Genomic DNA, 20,335 nt, shown 5'->3' with positions numbered 1-20,335 from the left:
AATGCTTCGAATTCGCCCCGTTCGACGCAGGATTTCGGCTAACTGAGCCGTAACATGCATAAAATTCAACGCCGGCTGCCCAATAGTATCGCTGCAATAGAGAAGGTCAGGCTGACAATGAAGGCGGGGGTCAGCGGTGGCGTCATGTTGCGGAATGCCTTGTGCAGATCGGCTCGCCGAATTCACCACACTTGGGCTTGACGATGCGGCCATTCTCCTCCTGCTTCACCGAGCTGCAGCGGTTGGGCTGATTGCCTTTGAAGACCCGGGACATGGTCTTTTCGAGCGGTTCGGGCGGGTCGACACGGGTCTTTTTCCGATTCATGCGGGTGCTGATGAACTCGGCCTCAATGCCCACTTAGCACCGTTTTCGGCCGGCGACGCTGTCACAACAGGTCAGCTTCCGCCCCATTCCGTAGATAGGTGTTGTGGCACTTTCGGAAGGCCTGTGAATAGGTGCCGTGGCGCTGAGAGATGCCCCACGCGTGCCGAACGTCGTCGACTGCCGAGCCTTCACCTCGCCGATCAAGAACGGGCAGCTCCGCTCAATGTATGCGCGCTTCATCCGCCTATGACCGTCCCGCCTGGACGAGCGCGGCAGAATCGAAATCGAGACCAGAAGACAGTGATCGCCCAAAACACGGACCGCTTCGCGGCCAACGCGTTCGCCGGCCTGCTCAGCTTTCCGGCGGCCAGCAGAAGCGCGTCGCGCTCACGATGCTGGTTTGTGATCAGTGCCGAATTCCGAAAGCCTGGACGGGCTGGGCTGAGCGCGGCATGGCCTAAACGCGGAGTGACGACAGGCCGAAGCGTCATATGAGCAAGGTCTCTCTCGGCAACTCCGGGACCATTTAGTAGGCGTAGAGTATAACATAACAGAGGAAGGGCAGACGATGAGGAAGACACGGTTGATGAACGTAGCTGTACTGGCTGTAATCGGCCTGGCAGCGGGAGCAATTGCGCCACCGAAACTCGCCTTTGCGGGCGATCAACTGACGATTACATCGTTTGGCGGACCCGCTCAGGATGCCCTCCGGAAGGCGGTGTTCGATCCCTTCTCAAAGGCGAGCGGGATCAAGGTCAACGAAGATGTGTTCAACGGCGAGATTTCCAAGATCCGCGCTATGGTCCAGTCCAAGAGCGTGAGCTGGGACGTGGTGGATCTTTATCCCGGGCTTGCTGGACAACTATGCGCCGAAGGCACCCTTGAGCCCATCGACTGGAAGAAGCTGGGTCTCGACCGGTCCAGTTTCATTGAGGGCGAAACGACTGACTGCGGTGTGCCGGAGGTGGTCACTGGCAAGATCATCGCCTACACCAAGGACAAGTTCCCGAATGGTCCGAAGACCATCGCCGACTTCTTCGACACAAAAAAATTCCCTGGCAAGCGTGGACTGCAGAAGCGGCCCGTCGAAAACCTCGAATGGGCGCTCATCGCGGACGGGGTTCCTATCAAGGACGTCTACAAGGTCCTCAGCACCCCCGCCGGAGTCGAGCAGGCTTTCAAGAAACTCGACACGATCAAGCAGGACATCGTCTGGTTCCAGACCAGCTCACAGGCGCCGCAGCTCCTGGCAGATGGTCAGGTCGTCATGGCCGCGGCCTACAGCCACCGCATCGTCGATGCCGTCAAGAACTCCGGCAAGCATTTCCAGATTATGTGGGATACCCAGCAGTTGAGCATGGGCGTCTGGGTCATTCCTGCGGGCAGCCCGCATGTGGATGCAGCTTACAAGTTCCTAGCATTTGCAGGCTTGCCCCAGCCGCAGGCCCATTTCTCAAGCATCATGCCTTGCGGGCCGACCAACAAGGAGGCGTTGGCGCTCGTAGATCCGGCAATCCTGCCCGATCTTCCGAATGCGCCTGACCATATGGCCAATTCCCTTTTGATTAGCGCTGCATTTTGGTCCGAGAAGGGCGACGAGCTGACACAGCGCTTTACCGTCTGGGTCGCAAAGTAAGCACAACTGGCGGCAGGGAGGGCATGCTCTCGTTGCCGCCTCGAGCGGACATACCGAGAGTGAGACCGGTGTTGGTGAAGATGGTGCGGGCGGCGCGGGTCGAGGTCGGCTTGGTCAACGAGCTGCAGACTGGTGCCTGATCGTGCTATGCCGGATGCCCTTTAGCAATCGATGGTGCTCATGACTTCGTCACCGAGTAGTTGACTTTGGCTGGATTCTGGCGCGCCCCGACGAACTAACTCAAAGTGACAGAACGGACCTAACAACTCGCATTAAAGCGTCGCCTTTATCGCCTTTCACGAGGAATTTCCGCGAACACAGGGCGAAGAATGGAGAAACTTGCTTCGGGCCAAGCTATGATTGCGAGCATGACCTCGCATCTCCACGATCCCTGTGATCTTTCATCTCACGTCCGGGTCTGATCCGCTGTTCAGTCTGACGAGTTTGACAATTGTCACAGCCACATCGAACAACAATCACGTTACATTGGCAGCACGCCGCACGAGAGGCGGGCTGTCACTCTAAAAATGAGAATGAAAGTAAAGCTGCATGAGCACACGTACCAATAGCTTTCTCTCCGATGCCGAGCGCGAGGCCGTGATTGAGCTACGTCACGCGATGCATAGCGAGCCTGAACTCTCCAACGCAGAATGGAAGACACAGGAGCGCATTCGCAACATACTTCAGCGATTCGGTCTCGACGGTGCGAAAGTCTTCCACAACACTGGTCTCTATATCGATATCGACGGCACCGCGTCCGGCCCGAAGCGATCGATCGCCGTGCGCGGCGATATTGATGCTCTCCCTATTCAGGAGGAGCGCCAGGATTTACCCTATCGTTCGCAGGTCAGCGGAATTATGCACGCTTGCGGTCACGATGTACATGCATCAATCGCACTCGGCACTGCGCTCGCATTCCACCGCATGCGCGACAATTTCGCCGGTAAGGTGCGCGTATTCTTCCATCCAGCCGAAGAGGCTGAGCCGCTCGGCGGGCGTACGGTAAAAGAACAACAGCTGTTGGACGGCTTTGACGGCGCCGTTGGCTTCCACGTTAGTCCCGATATTCCGGCTGGCGTGTTCGACGCCTGCGAGGGCTCGATAACCAAATCCGCGGATCAGTTTAGGATCAACATCACTGGCAAGATGGCGCATGGCGCGGCGCCACATAGTGGCGTCGACGCAATCGCCATCGCTGCTGCCTTCGTGAACGAGGTGCAGAAGGTGGTCTCCCGCGAGATGCCGGTCGATGATGGCGCGGTCGTCACGATCGGCACCATCCATGGCGGCGAGGCGACCAATATCATCTGTCCCTCCGTCGTCATGGAAGGCACAATCAGGACGCGCAGCCCGGAACGGCGCACGCTGCTATCCCAGCGCGTGCGCGAAGTCGCCGAAGGCGTCGCTGCCATGCATCGTGGACGAGCCGAATGCATCGTTCGCACAGGCGAGCCTCCTGTCGTCAACGATAGCGAAATGGTGAGGCGGTTTCGGAAAGTCGTTCACGACACGCTTGGCCGCGAGGCCCTGACCGCGAAAAAGCGCGCTGCAGGTAGCGATGACTTCGGCTTCTACGCGGCATGCGTGCCATCGCTCTATTTTTGGTTTGGTACCCGCACAGCTGGCAACGAATCACTGGTGCATACGCCAACATTCGCAGTCGCCGATGATCTCCTCATTCCGACGACGGAGCTCGCAGTCAGGTATGTACTCGATCTGGTCACTCCCTGAGACATTCAACACTCGACGGCATTGCCATACGGACGCCTGCTTCATCCGCAGTGAGAATCACTCCAACTCCCAGGGCGGGGATAGTCGCTGCGCATCGTGGATCTGGTGCATTTCGTAGAACAATCCGCTCAACAAGATAGGTCTTGGGCTCGGGCTGGATATGCTTGGCTCCTGAGCGCATGTCTAGTCGTCCGTTAAGAATCTGGTTTGAGCGCGGGGATGAGAGGGAGCAGCTGCATCAAAGCGTTCAGTATTAGGTGCAGCAGAAGCTTCAGCCAGGCGAGGACGAGGCGAAGATTGTGGCCGACGGCGGTCAGGACGACATTGGCCGCATCGCCGTCGCGGCCCTTGAGATGGCAGCGGCCGAGGTGTCCGTCGGTCTTCATATGACCGATCACGGGCTCGATGGCGGAGCGGCGTCTGAGTTCGCATTTGATCACCCCGAAGACGCCACGCTTTTGGCCGGAGATGAAGAGCGGCGCGGGTTTTCTGTTTCGTGACCGCGATAGCCCTTGTCGACATAGGCGCGCTCGATTCCGCGCCAGTGAGCGCCTCGGTGCTGTTGATGACCTCGCCGAGCGTGTGCCCGTCAAAGGGGTTACCCGGCAGCGCCTTGGCGTGCAGCACGAACTGGCCGCCCGGGGCGCGGGCATTGGTGGTGACGATCGAAGCCTTGACGCCGATCTATGGACCACGCCCGCGTTGCAAGAGGAATCGACAAATGGATGTAGCGGTCTGCGCCAATCTATCCGGCTTCGATTTGAGGCTCTCGCCTCGAGCCATTATGGATATCCGCCCACTTCTGTCCTCAATAACTCGCCGGCCTCAAGAAGGGCCATGGCGTCGAACCAGGCTTCAGAGGTGTCGGTGCAACCGTTGCTCCATCGTCCTTTCCGTCTCGCAAACCTCGGCGGGATGTTGTGCCGTTCCGGTTGGACCGTGGATCTTCTCCTTCCCGGCCGTGTCTTACGCGGCGTGGCCCATGAAGTTGGCGTCGCAATCACGGCCCTTTGCGAGCATGCTCCAGGCTAGGCGCGCGAGTTTTGCGGCCAGGGCGACTACCAGTACATTCGAGTGGAACCGCTTGGATGCTGCTTCCAACCAGGCTCCGAAGCCATGCCTGGGCCAACTCTGACGCCTTAGAAGTACGGCTCTGGCCCCTTGAATGAACAGCGTTCGGAGGTACCGATTGCCACGCCTCGATATGCGGCCGAGAATGGTTCGATCGCCGGTCGAAAGTTGTTTCGGTACGAGGCCAAGCCATGCTGCAAAGTCGCGGCCCTTATGGAAGGCATCACCAGTTCCGATCGCGGCGATCATCGCACTTGAGATGATTGGTCCGACACCCGGCGCACTCATCAGGCGGCGACAGTGTGCGTCTTGATCAGCGAGTTCGTCGATTTCCTTCGTGATCGATGCGACCCGCCGCTCGAGAAAGCGCCAGTCTTCGGCAAGGTCCTGAATGAGCCGAACCACTCGAGGCGACAAGTTATCCGAGAGCATCGAGAGAATCTGTGGAAGTGCCAATCGGAGTGCTGCCGCTCCCTGCCGAACTGGCAGCCCTCGCTCAAGCAAAAAACCTCGGATTTGATTGATGACCGCGGTTCTCTGTGTCACCAATCGACTGCGAACTCTGTGCAGCGCCTGCAAGTCGAGTTGCTCGGCCGATTTCAACGGGACAAAGCGCATGGTCGGGCGTTGCGCCGCCTCTGCGATGGCTTCGGCATCAGGGAAGTCATTTTTGTGGCCCTTGAGGTATGGCTTCACATACTGCGCTGGCAAGAGCCGTACTTGATGGCCTAATTTCTCGAGCTTGCGACCCAGGTGGTGTGCTCCTGCACAGGCTTCCATTCCGATCAGGCAGGGCGGAACATTGGCCAGCGACTGCTCAAGCTGATTTCTTGGTCGCTTCTTGCGTAGGATGATCGCACCCGTTGCATCGACCCCCACCACATGGAATGTGTTCTTGCCTAGATCAATGCCGATCGTGACAATGTTCGTATGGGACATGGTTTGCGCTCCTTCTCTTGCCGGGGCTCTACCTTGCCGTTGAGAGCGGGCGTGGTCCATGCCATTAACTCATACGGCGCTGAGGCCTTGCCCTTACCGATGCATTCGACCTCGGGTGCGTGGAAGGAGTAAAGCTTGTATCCGCGCTGCCGCTGCTCCTGGGAGCGGATCTGGCCTGCGCGCGAAAGCGGTTGCTCGAACGCAGCTTCGAGTTCTGGCTGGCCGGCGATCTTGCGGCGGATGTCTCGGATCAGGCGGCCGAGCCGCGACCGCAGCAGGCGCAATTGCCGACGATGGCGCTTGAACTGTTTGGCATGGGCATAACGACCCGCCATCATCGCCGCCTGCTTGGCGATGCGCCGATAGGATTGCCGCAGCTCAAGGCCATGCGCGCGAGCCAGCCGGTTGAGCCCCCTGATCGCCGCATGGACCAGCTTGGCATCGGTCGGGAAGGTGATGGCCTTGGGCTGCACGGTAGTGTCCACCGTCACCCGCTTGAGATCGCGCGTCCGCAACGCGCCGGTTTGGTGCGCCACCCTGAGACTCGCGGCCAGTAAGAGCTCAAGCTTGCTGCCGAGCCGCTTGCGCCAATGACTGAGATCGCTTCGTTCGTGCGGAAACTCGTGCTGGAAAAACTCAAACCCGGTGAAGTGCTGGAAATACGGGTCGAAGACCCAGCGCTGGCAGACGCCCTCGTCGGATAAGCCGTAGCTGTGTTTCAGCAACAGCAGCCCAATGACGAAACGGCTCTCGATCCCCGGTCGGCCCTTCTCGCTGTAGAGCGGTGCGATCTCGCGATCGATCCAGTCCCAGTCGATCCTGGTACCGAGCTGGACCAGCTCGTGCTTCAGATTGATGATCTGATCGAGCCTGGCGCGAAACAGATCGCCTTCCGTCGTCTCCGGCTTCTTGGGTCGCATCGTTCCCCTCCGCTGCGACCAAGGAATCACGACTGCCGATTCGAGGAAATCTTCAAAATGGATTTGCAAGCTTCGAGGCTTTAGCCCTCGAAAGCTTGCAATTCCAAAACCACCGCCGCCCCAAAAAAAACGACTCCTATTCAACGGTTTGGGCGCTTTTTCACAGGCGACTGTCTAGAGTGATCCTGCTGTTGATTAACTCGGCATGCCCATGAGTTTAGCGCTCAATGGGGAGGCCATTTGCCTGCCGAGACTGGGGTAACACCAACATCGTGCGCCACTAGCCATCCGATACGCGCGAAACCCGCCGGGACCTGTAGGTCTTGGTGCCTCTGTAATGCCTGCCACGCAGGTCGGCCGATGGGTCTTGCGCATGCGTGCTCGAGCCGAGCTCGTGATACCGCTCGTCCTTGAGCCAGGCGAGGAATGCACGTTTGCCTCGATGTTTCTCCGAGTTCAGATCGATGTCAGTCTATCGATAGCAACGAACAAGTTCTTCAGGTCACCTCGCAACCCGATACCATGAGCTTCTTCCCACATTCGATCACAACGCGTGCATAGGCCTCAGTCGAGCGTCTCACGACGGCCACTCCGAAGACTGAGGGACCGGCGGGGCCGCGGTCCCTGCAGATCATAATTGGGCGAAATGGCCTTAGGGCCTTCAATCAAAGCTCGAAGAGCTTGCGTGGTGCAGTCGTTAAGACTTCAGCGCCGGAATCGGTAACGCGGAAGGTCTCACTGATGGCATAACCGAAATCCTCGTCAATCCAGTTGCCAAGCATTACATGGAAAGTCATGTTTGGCTTAAGCACTGTCATGTCGCCATCCCTCAGGCTCGCAGTCGGCTCTGTCCAGTCAATGCCGATCGCGTACCCACATCGCGATTCCTTCGTGAAACCCTGCTTCTCAAGTGTGCGATAGAACGCGTTTGCGACCTCGCTACAGGTCGCTCCAGGTCGAACCGTGTTCAGCGCCGCCTCCAGGCCGGCGACCTCCGCCTCATGGAGACGACGCAGACGGTCAGAAGGCTTGCCGATTATGTAAGTGCGCATCAGCGCAGCAGTATAGCCTTGGCGGACGGCACCGACTTCCAGATTGATCTGCGAACTATCCCGAAAGACATCGTCGCTCCATCGAATGTGGGCTGTTCCTGTGCGTGGCGAGGAGCACATGCAATAGGGCGCAATTGCCGTTCCGGGTTTGCCGTTGGCACCGCGGACTAGGGTTCCGATGACCTCGGCGGCCGCGTCAGCTTCACGCACGCCAGGACGTATCACGTCTGCCGCACGCATGATTGCCGCGTCAGCGATGGCGGCGGCTTCCCGCATTACTGCGATCTCGAGCTCGGACTTAACGAGTCGAATCCAGTCGATCGCTCTGGAGCAATCCACAATCCTTGCTTTTGGCAGTCTCGTCGCAAACTTGTCCTGGCCCCGCCCAAACTGTTTAAGCGTCAAGAAACCGGGCTCCAAGCCTACGCCGCGGTTTGCAAGACCGCGGTCGTGAAGAAAATCGATGATGACGTCGTAGCCGTCCTTCTCAGGGTTTGCGATCAGGTTTTCCGGATAGCCGATCACGTTGTTGCGGTTGAGAAATGACTCGTGGATAGCTGCCGGCGCATCCATGCGACGCATGACAAAGGTCGGTTCCTCCTCCTGCATCGAGATCACAAGGCCTTGCGGGACATACGCCGTGTGGGCAGTGTGACCTGAAAGATACGTGATGTTCGCGGGACTGCTTACGATAAACGCTTCGATGTCGCGCTGCGCCATTTCTGCCTTCACTGCAGCAAGCCTGCGCAGGTATTCTTCTCGCGGAAACAGCTGCTTTCCTTTGCTGATCGTCATCGTCTAAGCTCCATCCAGTTTGTAACGAAATGGGGAAGTGCCTGGTTCATTGTTCACGCCGGTTTACGTCCAGCAACTCCTGTTGCCACTGCCAATCCAGAGAAGCGCGGGTCACCACGATGTACGATCTAGAGCCCTTGTGTGGGACATACACGTGCGGTTACCGATCAGCGATGACCTTGGGGCCGGTGATTGCAGCCAATCCTCGGCGTATTGCACCGGTCGGACGTCGAGCGGCGCAAGTTGCTGCACGATCTTCATCTTGAATCAGCCCCAAAGTTGCGTCCCACGCCGAACGATGTAACATTTGGCTTTAATGTTACTGCCTGCCAGCGCGGAATTTCCGCGATATAGGGCCTTTTATGGTCGCAGAGTCCGCTCCCACAGGGGAAATACGAACTTTTCAGGCAATAAACGCATCAACGCTCGTCTAAAATCGCAATTCGAGTTCGGTTGGTCCGATTGGACTGGTTTGCGTGGCCGATTCGAGCTGCGGGCGACACCAGATGGGCTGATCCCGCTTCGGAGCCGGAGGATACGGATCTGCCGGAACGGGAAACCCCACTCCGGGCGAAGCCCATCGGACTCCCACTGCGTCGTCAGGCGCCCGCGCCTACCTACTAGCTTTTCTGGGGCTATGGGGGCGCTGCTACGCCGCTCTGCACAATCTTCCGCGAGAGGAGCTGCGGGCGCCCGCTTCCATGCCCGGCAGTGGCAGCGCTCACCAAGCTTCGACTTCCTTGAAGGATGTCGAGCTGGCGCGGCGCGGCGGCCACCCCTTCGGCTTCGGGCGGTCGGGTTGCCGGAGATTGCGGCGGCGGTCGTAATGACCCGGCCGGCAAGCCGCGTCTCGGCAGCAGCGGCAAACAGCGTCGCTGGTTAGCTCACGCGCAAGGAAATCGATCGATTGAGGCAGACCTCTGGAATTCCCCTGATGTCGTCAGAGAAGCGCTATTCGGCGTGTCTGCGTCGGAGCGACGCTTCGCCGGGACAAAGCCTGCGACGCGCATACAGAGAGGAAAGTGATGACGACGGGGTCCGATGCTCCCCTATGGGGCTTCAACAATCTTCGATCCAGCGAGCTGCTCGGGCGAGTTGCGCATGGCGACCGCAAATGTGGTTGCGCTCGAACGACCGAAATCACTGCGGATCAAACGGAGAAATCCCGTGTGCCGAACATAACGCTTCAAATTCCGCCGATCGGCGCAGGATTTCGGCAGATCGAGGTAACACATGAATGGAATTCAACTCCAGCCGCCCGATAATAAATACCTCCAACACGACAAACCCTTTCGAAGGTTTCCGTGCGCAGCTTGCGCAGCCGTTCTATTTGTCCGGCCGCATGAGCAACCGACCTCTCGACTCCACTTTGAAGGCCGCCGACAGTTCCCGTATTTGTCAACGCCGCTCCTTAGGACGGCAAAGCAAAAGGAGATCGATAGGATGCGGGGAACCTTGACTATCGTCTGCGCCATCGCCGCAACCGGACTTGCAGTGAACGGATTAGTGCCTGCAGCGCCAGCTTTCCCTAGAGACCGTTTGACGATCGTCTCCTGGGGCGGAGCCCTGCAGCTCGGTCAGCGGAAGGCTTGGTTCGAGCCCTTCTCGAAGGCGACCGGAATTGAGATTGTTGAAGACGAGTACAATGGCGAGGCCGCCAAAATCCGAGCCATGGTCCAGTCCAAGACTGTGAGTTGGGACGTCGTCGACGGCTACTCGGTCTGGGTCAATCAATTGTGCGCCGACGGTATCCTGGAGAAAATCGACTGGAAGAGACTCGGCCTGGATCGGACCAAGTTTGTGGACGGCGAAAGGTATGACTGTGGGGTGCCCTCGGTCATATCTGCGACGATCGTCGCCTATGACAAGGATAGATTGCCAAACGGTCCGAAAACAATCGCCGACCTGTTCGATACGCAGAAATTACCCGGCAAGCGCGGGTTGTGGAAGAATCCACAAGACAATCTTGAATGGGCGTTGATTGCCGACGGCGTGGCCATCAAAGACGTTTACAAGACCCTCGGTACGCGCGAGGGCGTCGAGCGCGCTTTCAAGAAACTCGACACCATCAAGAACGACGTCATTTGGTGGACGTCCGGCGCGCAGCCGGTGCAGCTTCTCGCCGATGGCCAAGTAGTAATGACCTCGGCTTGGAACGGTCGCATCTCCGACGCGGCTAGGAATACCGGTAGGCATTTTCAGATCATGTGGGATGCCGCAAAGTGGGGAACAGGAAACGTCTGGGTGATCCCCAAGGGTAGTCCGCGCCTGGACGCCGCCTACCGGTTCATCGAGTTCGCCGCTTCGCCTCAGGTGCAGGGTAAGCTGACAGAATACATCGCCTATCCACCCGCTAACAACGACGCGACCGCGTTTCTTGATCCGGCGATACTGCCCGATCTTGTGACTGCGCCCGGCCATGTGGGCAATTCCCTGCATAGTGACGCTGACTTTTGGGCTGACAAGGGCGATGAGCTGAAACAGCGCTTTACTGCTTGGCTCGCGAAGTAGACCAAAACGAGGCGGGGGAGCACTTGCGCGGTTCTTCTCGCCTCTTCAATCACGCTCGGCCGGCCTGACGCAATGCTTTAGAAAGATCCGCCGGATTCTCAACTCGCACGCCGAAGCAATCCATGTCACGCGCCAGCTTAGCAAAATCTATTTCTCGATAGAGAAAAGATCTCCTCCTTATTGCCGGTCCGGCCCTTGTAGGCAGCGTCAATATTGCGCCGCCCCTGCCCCAAGCTATGATTGTTTGGTAATAGCGTTTAGGTTGTGCCCTCACAACGAGCGTACTGTCGGCCCGAGCGAACGAAGCATGAGGCGATGTCCCCTGTTGACCCCCGGCGTTCTGAGGTCGTCCTCGGTGAAAGGAAGTTATGTCTCTTAAGACGTTTTCTCCTTCCGCATCGCGCTCGTTAGAAGCGCCTCTCGTGCTTCAGGAGCGTGAAGCCTTTCCAGTCGAGCGACAGTTCCATTCATCATTGGACGATGTTGCGAATCGCAACGTCGTGGTCTGCAAAAGAGGTCGTATCCACGCACCTTATTTTCCGACGGTGCGCGACCTCGGTCGACGGATGCGAATCGCATTCGATGCATCGGTCGTTTCGTTCGCTTGCTTCTGCTTGCTCATTTCGCGAGCCAGACATTGAAGCGCTGGAGCACCTCGTCACCCCTTTCCGTCCAGAAGCTGGAATCTCTGATCAGAGCATTGGGCATGTGCTCAGGCGCAGTAGGAAGATAGGGTTTCATCTCCGGATCAACCAAGCGATGGCGTCTTTGTTGACGGGCCCGTAAGGAAGGTATTGCGTAAGTCGCGCCTGCGACTGGGGCAGGGCAGAGTAAGCGAGATGAGAATGATCCAGACAGCCGTCTCCTGGATCTGCGTGTCCCAAACACCTTCGAAGGGCTTGCCGATGTTCTTGACGGCATCGTAGATGCGCCCGTTGTGGATTGACGTCATCACAACCTGGCCATCAGCCAAAAGCTGCGCCGGCTGGGAGGTTGACTGCCACCAGACAACGTCCTTCTTGATCGTGTCGAGCTTGCGCAAGGCGCGGTCAACGCCCTCAGACGTATTCAACACCTTGTAGACTCCTTGACGCGAACACCGTCAGCCATTAGTGCCCACTCGAGCGCCTTGTCGGGCGATCTTTTTAGTCCGCGCTTGCCGGGGAACTTCTGCAAATCAAAGAAGTCGGCGATGGTCTTTGGGCCAGTCGGCAGTTTGCTCTTGTCATAGCCGATCAACATGGCAGAGGTGACGTAGGGCGCTCCGCAGGTTGACTTGTCGGCGTCTTGCAACTTCGACCGATCGGTGCCCATTTGAGTGATAACCACTTCGGACGCCTTCGAAAAGGGCTCCAAAACGGCTTTGCGCAAGCTTGCCTGGTATACTCCTCCATAGGAGGAAATGGTCAACTGGTCGGCGGCGAAAGCATACCCAACGGGCACCAGCATGGCCGCTATCAAGCCCGCAGCTGTGCTCGCTACTTTCAAGAACGTCTTCGTCATCATCTTGCGCCCTTATCTCGTTGAAGAGGAGAATGCGCTTGTTGGCGCGCATCACCTGCACGCCGAGACGATCATGTGGGGTCACGCAATTGACATGGACGGTCTGCGCGCTTCACTCGTAGTACACGTAATACCGCGATTCCACGCTCTCGCGGGGATTAGCGTTGGGGAAAGCACGACGATTGTCGAACGCCGAGTGGGCTGACCACCCAAATTCGAGCGAACTGCGTCGCTAAGATGAGTACTGTACCCGCGTCAATTGACCCCGTTAAAATGCCCACCTTGCGGGCCGTTGCACCCTGCGGCAGTTCGACTTTGTGCACTGCCGCTCTCTGCTCGGTGATACAAGACGCGCAAAGTCGTAGTAAGCTTGTCCCGCGTCGCGCATGCTCACCACACCATGACGTCAGACGTTGTGCCACGCATGGGCCTCTATAGCCAGCACCGTTTGAATGGGATCGGTCCATCTATCTCTACGACCACGTGCCGCCGGTGAGCGGTATTGCGGCCTTGTCGTTCTTCGCGCGTCGAACCTAGTCGCGCCTATCGATGCGCAACCGGATTTTCCCCATCAAGGCTCAGTACGCGTGGGGAGGGCACGAAAAGCAAGCCGAGCTGGAGTTGCTTCCGACGAGTCGGCCGATTTCTGAGAAGGCCCCAGTACAGAACTATTTCAGTTGCATGCGGCGCGAACGTGATGGTGCGCTTGCTCCTTCTCCGAACAAGCAGCGTGAAACTCGCAAACCGCCGCAAATCACGTTAGTTCAGTTTTGCTCACATCTCGCCTCGCCTGTCGCGCTCTGCACGCTTCAGATCTGAACTTCGATCAACCTTGGTCCGGGCTCGACCTTGGCCGCGGCCAAAGCGTTATTGAACTCATCGGCAGTTCTCACCGCGCGGCCCGGCACACCCATGCCGCGCGCCAAGGCAACGAAATCAAGGGTTGGCCGGTCGATTTTCATCATATCGAGAGCGCGCTGGCCCGGCTCGCCGGCGCCAACGCCATCGAACTCGCCGCGCAGGATCTGGTAGATGCGGTTGGCGAACACAATCGTGACGACGTCGAGCCCTTCACGGGCCTGCGTCCACAGTGACTGGATAGTGTACATCGCGCTGCCATCACCGACCATGCAGAAAACCTTGCGGTCCGGACAGGCGAGCGCGGCTCCGATAGAAACCGGTGTTGAAAAGCCGATCGAGCCCCCCATGTTTTGTAGCCAGTCATGTGGTGCGGCCGCCGCCGTCGCCGAAAAGAAACCCCGGCCGGTACTGATCGATTCGTCGACCACGATCGCATTTTCGGGAAGCGCATAGGCGATCGCCTGCGCGATGGTGGTGTGGTTAAGCGGACCAGTCGGCTTGACCAGTTCCGGCTGCGTCTGCCGCACAATGTCGTTCGTTCCGGCACGAAGCACGCTGGCGAGCGCTTCAAGTGCGGCGATCGAATTCTCCCCCCAGGCGGTCATACGATGCACATCGCAGCCCTCGGGCTTCAATAGGCTGGGCTTGTTCGGATAGGCGAAAAACGCGATCGGATCATCGGCTTCGACTAGCACGATATGACGGAATTTCTGAAGCGTCGACAATGCCTGCTCGATAACGTACGGAATCCGTTCGATGGAGAAACGACCACGGCCGCGCGCCATGCGAGGGCGGAAGGTCGGACCCATTACCGTGCACCCGGTCTTGGCGGCAACACGTTCTGCCAGCAGCAGTCCCTGCTCGGTCAGCGCACTTCCGGTGATCAGAAGCAACGTGCGCTCGCCATCACCGCGCAAAATCTTTGCCGCGGTCTCGAGCGCCTGCGGCGAATAGGATGGGTGTTGCTGGCCGGGCGCCAGCGCGGCAATGCCGGCAGCCTCGTTCCACGCGGTATCGGCAGGCAGGATCAGAGTCGCGATTTGCGCCGGGGAACTCTTGGCGGCCGCAATCGCCGCGGCGCCATCGGCGGCAACAGATTTGGCATCCTGCGAGGTGTGGACCCAAGATGACATCGGTCGCGCCAGGCCCTCGATATCGGAGGTCAGGGGCGCGTTGAAGCCGATGTGATAACCGGCATGCTGGCCGACGATATTGATGATGCCGGAATGCGCCTTTTTGGCGTTGTGCAAATTAGCGAGACCATTGGCGAGGCCCGGGCCGAGGTGCAGAAGTGTCGACGCCGGTGTGCCCTTCATTCGGAAATAGCCGTCGGCTGCTCCCGTCACCACGCCCTCGAACAGGCCGAGTACGCAGCGCATACCTGGCACGCGGTCAAGCGCCGCAACGAAGTGCATTTCGGAGGTGCCCGGATTGGCGAAACAAAGATCAACCCCCCCGTTCACAAGGGTCCGCACCAGACTTTCAGCACCGTTCATTTTTCAAGCTCCCTTAGGCAAGCGATTGGTCCGTGCTCAAGCAACGACTTTCAGCGTTTCCGCCAAAGGAACAGCGCTCATTAGTGCCCTGCTAGGCCGGTACGAGAACGTCTATGACCGAGACAGTGTTCGGCAGCGCACGTGAAGCCGTTAACACAGTCCATGAGGATTGCGACTCGTTAGGTGGCTTCCGAAGAAGAAATATAGCTTCTTTCTCGCTGCTCTGATGTTCGAGGAAGTAGTGCTCTCTCGGTTGACATTGATGGAGGGTGGTGTGAGCAGCAGAGCTGCTTGGCAAGCCGACTTCACGGCCGTCAGCTGGTTTTCCGCCGCCTGGTTATTGCTCGGGCCACTCACAACTGTTCGATATGATTGTTCATTCTTGAGGAGAGAAGCACGCTCGCAATCGCCTTTACAACGGCCGACTGTATCGAGCCAAACTCAACGAGATCAAGATAGAGGCATTGCTAGTCTAAAAACGTCAAATTCTCACGCTTCGAGCAAAATAACGGCCACGCAAGGCCATCGCTGTGGGGAAATTCGGCGTTAGCAGACTTGGTGCCAATACGTCTGCGTAACCGAATGATGGCTCAACTCTTCGGTACGAAAGCTCTGGTGTGTCGCTTGTTGGGGGAAAGGGGCCGCTGAAAGAGCAGCACTCATCGATCCAAGTAGAGCAGTATCAGGACAACGTAGGCAGCAAACGTCCCTTCGAAAACATGGTTGCGAGCTTGCTCCGCAAATGAACCGACGCATGGGCTTCTACGACAGCTTCACTCCTTGGTGGAAATGAGCTTTCCGAGTGCGGATCGCGTCCAGTCGGGGCGCGTAGGATTGACGCGCAAAGTGACGACGCAGCGCTGGCCGACTTCGGCATGGTTACGCGCATACTCCACCGGCCATAGGTTTGACACGTAGCGTCTGCATTGTGACCGACATTGACGAGGCGGCGGGTCTGACGGCCGCCGCGCAGCAGCATCTTAAGAGCTAGTTTCCTTCGCTGCGCCGCGCGATCTGGTAGACCGCACCGCGCAACCTAAGCACCACTTCACCGAGGCCGTGTCGCAAGAGGGTGACTACCTGTCCCCGGTCCATTCTCGGCTTCTTCACCTACACCATGGGGCCGGATTCCATCCCCGAAGCTCTGCGGGCTCAAAGCGGTCCGCGATAAGCAGCCGGACAGCCCTTTGTGCTCTCGAAGGAGCGGCTGCAGCAGTACGAGACCGATGGCATCCCAGCGCGAGCCGTGGTCGCCACGGGGAACGGGCCGGGTTTGGCGAAGCCTTTCGCGGGCGAGCTTGATCTGCCCCCGCCGCTCGTTCCCCAGGGCGGCACTACCTGCCAGCACACCGAACGAGCCCGAGCAAGGTGCAGCTGGCCAAGTGGTAGAGCGGCCGCGCCCGAGCGCGCCTGTACCACCGCCGAGACGGTATCCGCCGCTGAGACGTAGGGCTTCCCGGTAGCACTCGATACCCTCTCGCTCAATATCCTGTCGCCGAAGCGATGATTCGTTCGATCAAGGGTGCGCCGCTGGGGCGCGCGGCGAGCCGCCAGTAGACATTAAAGCACGGGGGGACCGATGCTGTCGCGCCTATCAGTGTACCCACATCAGTCGGCGCCGCGCCCATTGTCCATCGAACTGAAATTCACAATTTGCACTGCCTGCGGGCAGAGCGCTTTCGTGGTCGATGCCATCATCGAGCTGGCGCCATGGTCGGGAGCAAGCACGCCGGACCCTTGCTCAACGGCATCCGCCGCATAGTGGGTGTCGGCGACCGCGGCGTGTGGACAAGACGACGTTTCCGCCGCTCAAGGCGGGACGCCCACTGCCCCTGATTGGCGCCCACGAAAAGCTTGTTCTTTTCAACCAGGCGTCTACATTGTAAGGGCACCTCATCGTCGACGACTAGCGATCGGCCTTGGCGGAATCACAATTGCCCCGCCGGGCCTCCCGGGCCAATCGTCACGTGTATCTCGTCGAAATCCATCGAAAGAGCCTACATAAGCGCGGCATTTCGGCGTTGGCTGGCGGCACGCCGCATTAAATCAGATCGAAATCCAACTACACTCGGGGGTTAATTCCAGCCAGCGAGAATCATAGATTCGCGGCCAAGGGCGGACCGCACATGACCCAGCAGCAGGTACCCGCAGTTCTCGAACCGCATGACGGCTCAGCTTGTAAAGCTCTCGACCCGGCGTGCGGCACGGGGCCGATGCATCACTTAGCCGACACGACGCGTCGCAACACTTGGCCTTCCGTGAAAAATGCGATTTTGGCGAGATTTTCTCTGCAAGACCGTGCGGCATTGGATCAGTTTCTTGAGCCGATCGTCCTGAGAGAAAGGACGATTTTGCTAAGCCCGAAGAGCCATCTCGACTACGTTTACTTCATCGAATCAGGACTTGTATCGCTGAGGATCGTCGCCACAGGGAGCATCCTTGAAACGGCGGTCATAGGCTATCGGGGCGCCGTCGGCGCTTCGCTCTTGCTGGGAGGGCATCTTTCGACGCATCAGTGCGTAGTGCTCCTTACCGGAACTGCGTACCGCATTCCTGTCGAGGATCTGCGCCGAGTCATGGACGAGCGGCCTCAAATTCGAGAGCACCTTTTTCGGTACGTTCAGGCGCTGGGCGTCCATTGCGCTCAAACAGGACTATGCGGAGTTCGGCATGATCGTGAGAAGAGGCTCGCCAGCTGGCTCTGTTTGGCGAGTGATGCTGTTGGCGCTCATGTGCTCCCAGTCACCCATGACTACCTTTCGTCCGTCCTAGGACTGCGTCGCGCTAGCGTAACAGAGACGCTAATCCGATTCCAAGAACAGAAATTAATTCGTCAGATGCGCGGCGCCTTGCAAATCGATGAACGCAAAGCTTTGGAGCAAAGGGCTTGTGGCTGCTACAAGCTTATTTCCGACAGTTATGCGTCGTCGGAGCCGCTGATTTCATCAAAACATCGACCGATTTAGCAAGGTCGCCCCTCATTCCGATGAGATGTTCAACTCACTAACGACCGCACTCTCGCCCCATAGGCTGCTTCTTTGGCGAAGCTGAACCGATGCCGTAGGTCGAAATTCCTAAGGACAGGAATGAGCTGCGCCGATCCGGGGACTTACATCAGCGCCAACATGTTACGCTGCCAACGGGCGAGTAGTTCGACTTGACCGATTCCTATCGCGGCGAACCCTGGGCGAAGATCCCACGCCGATCCGTCGATGATGCCGACAAAGGCCGAGCGGACGCGCTTTGAGCCGTGAACGGAAACGTGGGCTGTCTACCATTGGTAGACTGCACGACCGAATGACCTTTTTGGTCGCGAACTGTAGTACACGGGAGGGATACGCGTGATGCAAATATAGCACGCTGCCGGTGCAGACTAGTTTTCGCGGTCCGATACGTACTGAGATTGTGAGCCGCCGAGGGACGCAGTCGGCTAGGCTTAATCTGCGTGTCATGGAATGAGCCTGCCCCGCCGCCTGCTGCGATATCACGAGAATCCTAGTCAATGGTCCCGACGTGTCCTCAGTTTGAGAAAGCAGTGTTCGCGACTTCGGCTGTCCCACGCGGCTGGTCAGTGGCCGCTCTTAATAGGTTTGCAATCCGTAGAACAAGCGCGCGCAATCGATCGGTGGTCAAGGCCAATAGTGCTGTCCAGAATCAAAACGGTGAGTGCTGTCATGACGTGATCAGAGTGAAGAACGTAATCCAGCACTATGTATCGCGCATTGATTAACTTGAGATGAAGGGGGAAGTATGACGACCATTGAGAGACGAGTTGCAAAAGGTGTAATCTGTGGGCTGGCAATTGCTGGCTTGACGGTCACTGCGCAAGCTGCGGATGTCGGCGAGGTCCTGAAGGCTCCGGCTCTAAAGAACCCAATCCCTGATTCCCTGACGTGGAACGGTATCACGCTCTACGGCGCGCTAGATCTTGGATACGCCTATTCAGACAATGCTGCTCCGATCGGCAACTACTTCGCGGGAGTGAATGCGAACGTCTTCGCGAGTCCTCCCGGGCGAGGCCCAATTTCGACTATAAATACGCAAGGCTATTCATTCGTCGGGCTCAAGATCGAGGAGCCCCTCGGATATGACTGGAAAGCGATCGGAAGGATTGAAACCGGCTTCAGTCCGCTGACCGGCCAAATTAACGACGGCTGTAAGACTCTGATCGACAACAATGGCAAGCCGAACAGCCAGCAAACGACAAGCGGGGACTCGAACCAATGCGGTGGGCTCACCCGCCAAGTCTGGGTCGGAGTAAGCAACAAAACCTACGGGCAGCTGCAGGTTGGTCGAAACAATTCGCTCGCCGCGGATTCCATCTGGGGTTTCGACCCGGTTAATATCGCCGACTTCTCGGCGATTTTCTGGGGGCTCGGATTCTCCGCTGGCGCGGGAGCAACCGAAGCGACCAGGTGGAACAATTCAGTCAAATACGTCTACACCAACGAGTTTCTTCACGCTGGCGCCATGTTCGCCCAGGGACAGAACCAAGGCTCGTCTCTCCATGGCGATTCCTATGCAGCGAACTTCGGTTTTAACTGGCAAGGCCTGTATGTCGACGCGGTATATACCGCGGAGCGCGACGCCGTGAGAGCCGGCCTCTTCGGGGTTGGCGGATGCGGTGTGGCTGGCACGCCGAGCTGCAATACCCTTACTGTCACCGGACAGAACACTGATGCGTGGGCTCTCATGGGCAAGTATGCCTATGATTTTAGTGGCGGTGCCAAAGGAGCTCCTCTCAACAGGCTCACATTGTACGCGGGCTATCAGCACATCACATATTCAAACCCGTCCGACCCGCTTTCCATCGGGGATACCACGGTCGGCGGCTATATGTTCGGTAGGGTCAATAACACCGCTTATTCGTTTGATCACAAGATTGTTGGCTTTGCGTGGCTTGGCGCGAAGTATGAGATCGGCTCTTGGGCGGTCTCGGCGGCATATTACCGTGCAATGCAAGGCTACTATCAGTCGACCGCTACTGCCACACCATGCTCCGACAATGGCCACTCCTACTGCTCAGGTGCCTGGGAAACTGCGTCCCTCTCTGCCGTTTACACGTTCGATAAGCACTGGGACGTTTATGGTGGCGTTGTTTGGTCAAAGCTCAGCGGAGGCTTTTCTGCCGGTTACGATAATCCGTCCACAACTACCTTCCTGACTGGTGCGATCTTGAGGTTCTAACACTAATCTGTCGGCGCGCCGCCAGCTAGGATCTATTTCGCTACCCATCCCTCCCTGGGGTCTTAACAAACGTCCCCAGGGGAGGCTAAATCGCCCTTTTTTTCAGGTGGTCGCTGCTCAACCGCAAGCTCGCTTTGGACCACCTTCTCCTGACTGTCGGGCGACACGGGAAATTGCCCCCCGCATTGCCTCAGTAAAAATGTTACCGGACAACTTCCCTGTCGTGTCTGGGGCGGAGCTGCCGAATCAGTTCGGTGGCGGGTATGGCAGGGAAGATCAGCATGCGCGCAAAGCGCGAGATCACATCA

The 20,335-nt window shown here is 58.1% G+C and carries 11 protein-coding genes and 2 pseudogenes; 5 read left to right on the top strand and 8 right to left on the bottom strand.

Features of this window, described 5'->3' with window-relative positions:
- Positions 1-142: 142 nt before the first annotated feature.
- A complete protein-coding gene (locus EAV90_RS28465) occupies positions 143-358 on the bottom strand; it encodes a hypothetical protein (protein ID WP_129145370.1) in 216 nt (71 codons plus the stop codon).
- A gap of 553 nt (positions 359-911) precedes the next feature.
- Here EAV90_RS28465 and EAV90_RS28460 point away from each other — a divergent pair.
- A complete protein-coding gene (locus tag EAV90_RS28460; RefSeq protein WP_245509637.1) occupies positions 912-1,961 on the top strand; it encodes an ABC transporter substrate-binding protein in 1,050 nt (349 codons plus the stop codon).
- A 549-nt stretch (positions 1,962-2,510) separates the two neighbouring features.
- On the top strand, positions 2,511-3,692 hold the full coding sequence (locus tag EAV90_RS28455) for a M20 metallopeptidase family protein (protein ID WP_129145368.1): 1,182 nt from the start codon (positions 2,511-2,513) through the stop codon (positions 3,690-3,692).
- Between the two features lie 194 nt (positions 3,693-3,886).
- Here EAV90_RS28455 and EAV90_RS28450 read toward each other — a convergent pair.
- The 4 genes and pseudogenes from EAV90_RS28450 to EAV90_RS28435 form a co-directional block, all read right to left on the bottom strand.
- Positions 3,887-4,370: pseudogene (locus EAV90_RS28450) on the bottom strand (transposase); the annotation flags it as partial.
- 288 nt (positions 4,371-4,658) lie between these two features.
- Positions 4,659-5,702 carry an IS110 family RNA-guided transposase gene (locus EAV90_RS28445; protein WP_129145367.1) on the bottom strand — a complete coding sequence of 348 codons (1,044 nt, stop codon included), beginning with the start codon at positions 5,700-5,702 and terminating at the stop codon, positions 4,659-4,661.
- Between the two features lie 23 nt (positions 5,703-5,725).
- A pseudogene (locus tag EAV90_RS28440) lies at positions 5,726-6,622 on the bottom strand (IS5 family transposase); the annotation flags it as partial.
- A 665-nt stretch (positions 6,623-7,287) separates the two neighbouring features.
- The gene (locus EAV90_RS28435; protein WP_129145366.1) at positions 7,288-8,469 is read right to left on the bottom strand and encodes a M24 family metallopeptidase; all 1,182 of its coding nucleotides are present in this window, start codon (positions 8,467-8,469) and stop codon (positions 7,288-7,290) included.
- 1,539 nt (positions 8,470-10,008) lie between these two features.
- Here EAV90_RS28435 and EAV90_RS28430 point away from each other — a divergent pair.
- The gene (locus EAV90_RS28430) at positions 10,009-10,980 is read left to right on the top strand and encodes an ABC transporter substrate-binding protein (RefSeq protein ID WP_245509636.1); all 972 of its coding nucleotides are present in this window, start codon (positions 10,009-10,011) and stop codon (positions 10,978-10,980) included.
- 748 nt (positions 10,981-11,728) lie between these two features.
- On the opposite strand, the gene EAV90_RS41310 is transcribed toward EAV90_RS28430, so the two are convergent.
- The 3 genes from EAV90_RS41310 to EAV90_RS28420 form a co-directional block, all read right to left on the bottom strand.
- Positions 11,729-12,055, bottom strand: coding sequence for an extracellular solute-binding protein (locus EAV90_RS41310; RefSeq protein ID WP_283810518.1), 327 nt, complete (start codon positions 12,053-12,055; stop codon positions 11,729-11,731).
- Positions 12,049-12,483, bottom strand: coding sequence for an extracellular solute-binding protein (locus tag EAV90_RS41305; protein WP_283810517.1), 435 nt, complete (start codon positions 12,481-12,483; stop codon positions 12,049-12,051). The genes EAV90_RS41310 and EAV90_RS41305 overlap by 7 nt, the downstream gene beginning before the upstream one ends.
- 809 nt (positions 12,484-13,292) lie before the next feature.
- Positions 13,293-14,840, bottom strand: a complete 1,548-nt coding sequence (locus EAV90_RS28420) for an acetolactate synthase large subunit (protein WP_129145364.1) — start codon at positions 14,838-14,840, stop codon at positions 13,293-13,295.
- A 2,126-nt stretch (positions 14,841-16,966) separates the two neighbouring features.
- On the opposite strand from EAV90_RS28420, the gene EAV90_RS28415 reads away from it, so the two are divergent.
- Both EAV90_RS28415 and EAV90_RS28410 read left to right on the top strand, forming a co-directional pair.
- On the top strand, positions 16,967-17,806 hold the full coding sequence (locus tag EAV90_RS28415; RefSeq protein ID WP_129145363.1) for a Crp/Fnr family transcriptional regulator: 840 nt from the start codon (positions 16,967-16,969) through the stop codon (positions 17,804-17,806).
- Between the two features lie 784 nt (positions 17,807-18,590).
- Complete coding sequence (locus tag EAV90_RS28410) at positions 18,591-20,027, top strand: porin (RefSeq protein ID WP_129145362.1); 1,437 nt, start codon at positions 18,591-18,593, stop codon at positions 20,025-20,027.
- Positions 20,028-20,335: the final 308 nt, after the last annotated feature.

It is taken from the genome of Bradyrhizobium vignae (assembly GCF_004114425.1).
Taxonomy (GTDB): Bacteria; Pseudomonadota; Alphaproteobacteria; order Rhizobiales; family Xanthobacteraceae; genus Bradyrhizobium; species Bradyrhizobium vignae.
The sequence above is the reverse complement of the archived record's forward strand: the minus strand, read 5'-3'. Positions and strand labels throughout refer to the sequence as shown.